This window comes from Xanthomonas sp. D-99, assembly GCF_017746145.1.
GTDB lineage: Bacteria > Pseudomonadota > Gammaproteobacteria > Xanthomonadales > Xanthomonadaceae > Xanthomonas > Xanthomonas cissicola.
Genome location: NZ_JAGHWU010000082.1, coordinates 1 through 5,970 on the forward strand (window position 1 = coordinate 1; position 5,970 = coordinate 5,970).

The 5,970-nt window shown below is 57.5% G+C and carries 8 protein-coding genes; 1 reads left to right on the plus strand and 7 read right to left on the minus strand.

Features of this window, described 5'->3' with window-relative positions; translation table 11 throughout:
• Positions 1-1,024 (plus strand): integrase (locus J7360_RS21495; protein ID WP_244667846.1); only part of this gene is annotated, 1,024 nt, incomplete at its 5' end.
• Between the two features lie 257 nt (positions 1,025-1,281).
• Here J7360_RS21495 and J7360_RS19625 read toward each other — a convergent pair.
• The 7 genes from J7360_RS19625 to J7360_RS19655 form a co-directional block, all read right to left on the minus strand.
• Positions 1,282-2,079 carry an endonuclease gene (locus J7360_RS19625; RefSeq protein ID WP_209034575.1) on the minus strand — a complete coding sequence of 266 codons (798 nt, stop codon included), beginning with the start codon at positions 2,077-2,079 and terminating at the stop codon, positions 1,282-1,284.
• Positions 2,076-3,350 carry a DNA cytosine methyltransferase gene (locus tag J7360_RS19630; protein WP_209034577.1) on the minus strand — a complete coding sequence of 425 codons (1,275 nt, stop codon included), beginning with the start codon at positions 3,348-3,350 and terminating at the stop codon, positions 2,076-2,078. The genes J7360_RS19625 and J7360_RS19630 overlap by 4 nt, the downstream gene beginning before the upstream one ends.
• Before the next feature lie 81 nt (positions 3,351-3,431).
• Positions 3,432-3,842: a DNA mismatch endonuclease Vsr gene (gene vsr, locus J7360_RS19635; protein ID WP_209034579.1), complete on the minus strand. Its 411-nt coding sequence runs from the start codon at positions 3,840-3,842 to the stop codon at positions 3,432-3,434.
• Positions 3,835-4,506, minus strand: a complete 672-nt coding sequence (gene mobC / locus J7360_RS19640; RefSeq protein WP_209034581.1) for a plasmid mobilization relaxosome protein MobC — start codon at positions 4,504-4,506, stop codon at positions 3,835-3,837. The genes vsr and mobC overlap by 8 nt, the downstream gene beginning before the upstream one ends.
• Before the next feature lie 617 nt (positions 4,507-5,123).
• The gene (locus tag J7360_RS19645; protein ID WP_209034583.1) at positions 5,124-5,282 is read right to left on the minus strand and encodes a hypothetical protein; all 159 of its coding nucleotides are present in this window, start codon (positions 5,280-5,282) and stop codon (positions 5,124-5,126) included.
• A complete protein-coding gene (locus tag J7360_RS19650) occupies positions 5,279-5,581 on the minus strand; it encodes a hypothetical protein (RefSeq protein WP_017158441.1) in 303 nt (100 codons plus the stop codon). The genes J7360_RS19645 and J7360_RS19650 overlap by 4 nt, the downstream gene beginning before the upstream one ends.
• Before the next feature lie 6 nt (positions 5,582-5,587).
• On the minus strand, positions 5,588-5,970 hold a 383-nt coding region (locus tag J7360_RS19655; protein ID WP_244667847.1), incomplete at its 5' end, for a hypothetical protein.

Consider the following 5,970-nt stretch of genomic DNA (forward strand, 5'->3'; position numbering starts at 1 on the left):
GTTTGAAGTTGTTGTTGACAGAATCATTGAGGAACGTGCAGGCAAGGGCATGCGCGGCACTTTGCGTTATCTCTTTGATCGCTTCCATGAGTCGTTGGAGTTCAAGGAACTAGCGACCGACACGCAAGATGACTACAAGCGCTACGCCAACTCCATTGCCGACTATCTGCGCAAGGACGGATCGAAACTAGGCTCGGTGCAGGTTGATCGCATCACGACGCCTGTGATCCAGCGACTCGTGGAAGTTTTTGCAATGGGGCGGCTTGCCAACGGTCACCAACCCGCGCTTCCTGCAACGCCCAGTAAAGCAAATCACCTTCACCGCTACTTACGTCGCACACTCGCATGGGGCATGCGTGTCGGCCTATGTAGATCAAATCCAGCCATCGGCGTGAGGCAAGCACGCGAGGCTAAGAAGCACCGCATGCCAACGCCGGCTGCATTCGACAAGGTGTTGACCTTCGCTCGTGAACGCGGCTCCCGTCCACCACACACAAAGGGCAGTTGCCCGAGTTACCTGGCGCCAGTCATGGTGCTCGCGTATAGCGCACGCCTACGCGGCATCGAGATGTGCACCCTCAACGACACACATAAGCAGCCAACGGGCATACATGCTCAGCGGCGCAAAGGATCACGCGACACGCTTACCGAGTGGGATCCTGAGATGATCGAAGCGTGGGATTTCCTCGCAGCGCGGCGTACCGCGATCTGGACTAAGAAAGGCCGAAGCTTTCCAGTCCCTATCAAAGCTGAGGATCGGCGGCTACTCGTTGAACAGACTGGTAGCCCCATGGCTAAGTCTTCTCTGGATAGTGCCTGGCAACGATTCATCACGCTCGCAATGACCGAAGAGATCATCACGAAGCAGGAGCGCTTTTCTCTGCATGGCCTCAAGCATCGCGGCATTACCGACACAGTTGGCAACCGGGGCGACAAACAAGATGCTGCAGGGCACGTAACACCAGCAACGACAGGTCGCTATGACCATGCACTGCCAGTGGTAAAGCCGCCAAAGCGCAGCTAATTTTCCCGGCAATTTTCCCGACAGCCTCAAATCAGGGCGCTTGGCACAAGCTAAGCCCTTGATTTTATGGTGGGCCCAGAAGGATTCGAACCTTCAACCAAAGGATTATGAGTTCGTCGCCAACGCACTATGCCTAGGAAAATCAAGCATAGGGGAGCGTAAGCTACAGAACAAAAAAGTAAGCTGCGACAGTAGTTTAGCGCAGCTTAACGAAGGTAGACAAAACTGAGTCCTGTACCGCAGGAGTACCGGTTTGATCAGCTCCGGTAGTCGACGATCTCTTTACGGTCAAGCTCTCCGGCAGGAACCAGCTTGTAGTGCCGTTCCTCTACGACCTTGAGCTCGTCGTCGTCGATCTTCAACTCGAACAAGGCGATCTGGTCGCTGCTGACGAACTGCGCCGAGATGGCTCGGCATCGTAGGGTTGGATACTTCTGCGTGCACCAAGCAGTGTCCTGAGCGGTCTGTACCGCAGAAATTTGGTCGCTGCCTCCCTTGGCTTGTACTGGAATGACGTAGTGGCAACCGTACTTGTCGAGACCGACGTACAACTCATCTATCTCGATCTGTCCGACGCCCTTGACGCTCGTACGCAGATGGTTCTGCAAAGAGAACGTGGTTAGGCCAAGAAAAATGTCGATGAGGCGGTTGTAGCGCACTTTCGCCAACAGCGCCTGTTCGTCGTCGAGCGCATAGGCACCGATGATCTCGGGCGTATTGTCGGGAATACGAATGACAGCGAGGTTCGGGTTGGGGACGATGCGATTGGCCGTCGCCAAGCGGAAGCGGTACTTGGCCCGCCCGACCAATTCGATGATCCATTCGCGCCCCACTGGCTGGGTCGCCAACACCTTGGCGGGCATGGGAGTGCGAAAACGGATCGAGTAGATCACGTCGCCGAGATTGTCGGGTAGCGCGATGTCGAGCTCCCGGGCAGCTTCTTTGAGTGCTTTGCGCTCGAACGGAATCTCGGTTATGCCCTCGGAGTACCTGTCGAAGAAAATTTTCTCGATAAGCTGGTGATAGCGGCTCGGTGCCTTGGTGGTGTCGTTCATGCTGTTACCAGCTCTCTTTCTTCGTGACGTCGAGGCGCGGGCCGATCAACAGGGCGGCTACGTCGTGCAATGACCGTGCTAGAAACGCCGAACATCGCTGCGGCATCAGTCATAGAAATGCCAATCAGGCTCTGGTCTCCAAGCGCCAAAATCTCGGACGGCTTTTCTGGCTTTTTGCGCAGAGCTTTCATGATCTGTCCTCCGACAGCACGAGCTAGCAGCGGAGGGACACTGTTGCCGATCTGGCGGAACCCGTGCCACTTGGTCGCATGGAAGCGGAACCAATCCGGATAAGAGTGCAGGCGAGCAGCTTCACGAACAGTGATGACGCGCGGAACCGTCGGATGAATTGGGCGAGGCGACGTGAATGCACCTCGATCACTCGCAGTACCTGCGCGTAGTGTGTTGCAGATGCCGTCTAGAGCCAGTTTCTTGAACCGACTGACAGGCTCCACATCGTCGGGAGCTGTGGCAGCAAAGCGTTGACGCGATAGCTCGGTATGGTCTGTCAACAATGAGCCGGTGAGCAGTGTGGGGTCGAATTGTCGGCGATAGCCAAAGTCGGTCGGATCATCTTTCTTGCCACGAAGATAGGTGGCATACGTTGATGGCTTGCCATACTTCGCCTTCACCCAGTCGCGCTCCCATAGCTCAGGGAAGCTCTCTGCATCGGGTATGTCGCCTATGGCATCGCCTACGGTCGTGCGTCCAGTAGGCTCCGGGTAGGCCGGAAGAGGAAGACCTTTGCGAGCGCCCATGAGGATCAAACGGCGTCTATCTTGCGGCACCCCATAGTCGGCTGCGTTGAGCACCCTGTAATCCGTTACTACATCGTAGCCACCATTCTGAAAGGCCTCGATAACCTCCTTCAGAAACTGGCGATGCTTGCCGACGGTGAGACCCTTGACGTTCTCGAACACGAAGTACTTGGGCTTCAATTCCATCACCACGCGCACATAGTGATGCACGAGCTGATTGCGCGAGTCGTCGAGCGCGCGCTTCCCGATGAGAGAGAAGCCTTGACAAGGCGCACCACCAATCACGATGTCGAGATCGCGCTTTCCAATGCCGGCGATGCGACGCAGTTCGTCGCCCGTTACATCGACAACGCTCTTGCAGACAGTGGCGCACTTGGGAAAGTTGAACTTGTGCGCAGCGCAGTGGATCGGGTCGATATCCACCGCCGCGACGAGGTCGAAACCAGCTTGCTCGAAACCGAGGCTAAGCCCCCCGGCTCCAGCGAACAGGTCGATCCCGATGGGGCGTGTCATAGCTGAATGTCCTTGTCGTTCGTTGAGTGCAGATCGCAAGCTAGGATCATACAAAAAAAACGATCGCTTTGTCGATCGTTTTTAGCTCGGGTCAAGGATGCTCCTAAGCCGTGCCTCCAAAGCGCCGAGATCGCTTAGCTCGCATTGCCAGACAACGGCAACGCGCCAGCCTTCTGCGGCTAAAGCGGCCTCCTTTCGCTGATCGCGAGCTCGATTGGCCTCGATCTTTGGACTCCAGTAGTCGAGGCGCGATTTCGGTAGTTGCCCGATCCGACACCCGTGACCGTGCCAGAAGCAGCCATGCACGAACAACACCAAGCGCCGGCTCGGAAACACGATATCGGGAGTTCCCGGCAAGTCCTTGCGATGCAGTCGGAAGCGGTAGCCGATGCTATGCAGTAGAGAGCGCACCGCCTTCTCGGGCTGAGTGTTCTTACTTCTTACCTGCTGCATCAGATAGCGACGACGCTCGGGGGACAATCGGTCAGTCATGGCCCTGGTTACGTGTCTGTACGGATGAAGGTTTGTAAACTTTCAGCCCGTTGGAGGCGGGTAGAGGGCGGTCAACGTTGTTGTTCGTCGTGATGTTCAGCATCCAGCGACTAAGGCTAGCGTCCTGGACGGCCGCCACCTTGTCCGCGTGCCGGTAGATGTAGGCCGCCAGTTTCTCCATCTGTTCAGTCTTGATTCCGGCCGGCTTGCCCTCGTTTAGCCGCTTGGCGATCTGATTCAGGTTCCGGCCGATGGCCCTGAGCTGATATGACGATTCCCATAGAGCTTTCGTCGTCTCCATCGTGAACTGCGGTTCGTTGGTCAGGCTGGCCCGCACGCAGTTGACGATCCATCGGTGAGGGGAACAGCCCTCGGCATCGGCCTTAGTCACGATGCTCTGGTACTCGGTTGGTGTGAGTCGAACCTCGACCCGCTCCTTTGGCCCATCGTCTGGATGGCCGGCAGCCTGAGCAGCGACCCAGTTGCGCACCTCGTTCGGTATGTTGTCCTGGACGAGGTAGCGCATTAGCGCCCGGATCACCTCGGACGGCTTCTTGTCCGACTTCGCGCACCATTCCTCCCATTGCGCTTGCAATCCGGTCGGTACGCGAACGCGATAAATGTGACTGTCGCGGGTCGCTCCGATTTCAGCTTTTCTCGGCATGGCCTTCTCGGTGGGAATATGTTCGATTTACGCGCTTGCTCGTAGTGTGGCACAAAATACCGGCGTTAGCCTATCCTGCACTAGCCCACACTCCCCCTCGTTTTTTCGTCATGACGAAGAAATTCGAGGCATGGGGTCGCTGTGCATCGGGCAGCCAGTCCTTGCTGGGCGAGGGTTACTTTCAACTGGCCGTTGCCTTCGGGCGTGGTGCCGCTGTTTGCAGTACGAGCCATCCACTTGCAATCAGCACGCCGCCCCCTTCGCCCTGCGGGCGTGGTGGAGAAAGGCGGCTTCGCCGCCGCAGCCTTCGGAGTGAGGAACACCAACTCGGCATCTGTCGGCATAGGCGCTAAGAATTTCGTCATGACGAAATTTTCGAGATCATGACTCAGACCTCTAGCGCTGCTCTTGGTCACTGCCAGAGCCTTGTAGTCGTAGTAATACTATTACTACGACTATGACTACCAATACAGGGATGGTGACACGACGATGACCTGGCCGAGCTGCCGGCGTCACCAATGCCCGGCGATGGTGACAGGCTCGCGCGATCGAGGAAGATCCGCCGTCACCAAAAAGAAAGCCCCGCCGAGGCGGGGCCGTGGTGCGGATCGAGAGACTTACCGCTGACGCAGCGTAAGCCGGACGTGACGCCAGAAGATGCGCCATTCTCCGAGCTGGCCGCCATCGAGCAGCAGCGCCCGGAACATAGCGAACGCCTCACCCGGCCGCTTGCGGTACGCTTCGGCCATTGCTTCGTCGTGCGGCTTGTCCTTCATCGTTCGTACTCCATCACCGGCAGCGGGTAGGCCCGCGCGATACTTTCCATGTTGTAGCGGTATTCCAGGCGGCCGAGCGTGGTGGGCTTAGCCCCTGTCCGCTTCGCTGCTTGGGCAACTTCCCTCACGTCCCTGGCATGATCGAAGGCGAGGCCCGGCACCTTCGCCTTGATACCCCGAGGATTGCTCGACTGTTCCCACTCTTGCAGCCAGTGAGCAATGCGGCGGCTGTCGGGAACGTAGCCCGTTGCGTGCGTCATGAGGCGCATCAGGGCTTCATGCTCTAGCTGACTGAACATGGCTTGTTATCCCTTTTTCATGGTTCCGCCATCGGGCTTGCTCCAGGCTTGTTGCAACCGTTCCTTCAGGCCGTCCCGATAGGCTGGATTCTTGGCAAAGACACTGCGACCCATTGCAAGGTGCTCAAGGCGGCTGGATGTGGTTTGGTGCCCGGTACGCGGGTCAAGGCGGGTTGAGGTCGGGTTGATGATTCTTCCCGCCGTACTGGCCGGAGCCATAGCGCCTTGAGCCATGCCGCGCAGTGTCACGGCTGCACTACTGATGCCACCTGCGAGCTGGCCGGCGACGTTGTTTGCTTCGGCCAGGAGCCAGAACATAACCAAAAGTGCCGCGCATGCCCTTGCCTGCACGTTCCTCAATGATTCTGTCAACAACAACTTCAAACTGA